We start from the raw sequence: 994 nt of genomic DNA on the forward strand, positions 1-994 counted from the left end.
TGGAGCGATCAGGAGGTTTCGTCGGACAGGCGATCAGGCGTGGCCTGGACACCGCCGAGCTCCCAGCCGACGAAGCCGCACAGCTGCGTGGCCTCGCCGCTGATGTGGAGGCTACCGCAAACCGTCCAGACCGCGCCTCCACCCCGGCGGCCCGCCCCGACCGTTTCACCTACACCCTGGAGGTTGACCGGGCTGGACACCGACTCGTGCGGCGCTTCAGCGAGCCGGTTCCAGAGGAGCTGCGCACGTTGCTTGCCCTGCTGTCCAAAGCACCGCGGTTGCCCGCCCACCGGTAGGAGCGCGACCAGTCCCGACAACGGCGATCGGTGGTTGGCCAGTGGCTACGATGATCATATCGTGGCGCGTCTGTGGGCGCCCGCGTGAGCGTGCTGCGCACCCGCGACAATCGGTACGGTTGGAAGGGATCGGGTGAAGGCCAGACCGACGAGAGCCACGGCTGCGGCGGTGAGCATGGCTGCTCGCAGTCCGGCGAGCTGCGCGTCGGCGTAGCGCTCGACAAGGGCCTGCGCCTGCGCCGGCGGTATCGCGGTGCTCGCCAACGCGGCCCGCACCTGCTCGGTGGACACGAAGCCGACCCCGGCCTCAAGCTGCACCCCGACCTGCGCTCGGACGGGCTCGGAGATCCGCGGGTCGTTCTCGACGCGATTCTGGAGCGCCACGGAAAGGGCGCTGATCACGATTGCTCCCATCAGCGCGGTTCCGAGTGCCGAACCGAGGTTCTGGGCGGTGTACTGAAAGCCCCCGACCTGGCTACGGTCCGATTCGCCGACCGAGGACTGCACGACGTTGCCGAGCTGTGATGCCAGTAGTCCCAGCCCGACACCCAGCACCGCCATGGCCACCGCGAACCTCAGGTCGTCGATCCGCGGGTCGACCGCGGCCACCAGGAAGAGGGATGCACCCATCAGCACCAGCAGGCCCAGTCGCACTACCAGACGTGGGCCGACCACCCGACCGAGCACCGGACCGCTGA

General features: G+C 68.9%; 1 protein-coding gene and 1 pseudogene. One reads left to right on the forward strand and one right to left on the reverse strand.

All coding sequences use genetic code 11. The features are described from left to right. On the forward strand, positions 1–296 hold a 296-nt coding region (locus tag U9980_RS19105), incomplete at its 5' end, for a protealysin inhibitor emfourin (protein ID WP_322769173.1). A gap of 54 nt (positions 297–350) precedes the next feature. On the opposite strand, the pseudogene U9980_RS19110 reads toward U9980_RS19105, so the two are convergent. Next, positions 351–994, reverse strand: a pseudogene (locus U9980_RS19110) (MFS transporter); the annotation flags it as partial.

The sequence above is a fragment of the Protofrankia sp. Cr1 genome (assembly GCF_963555865.1).
Lineage (GTDB): Bacteria > Actinomycetota > Actinomycetes > Frankiales > Frankiaceae > Protofrankia.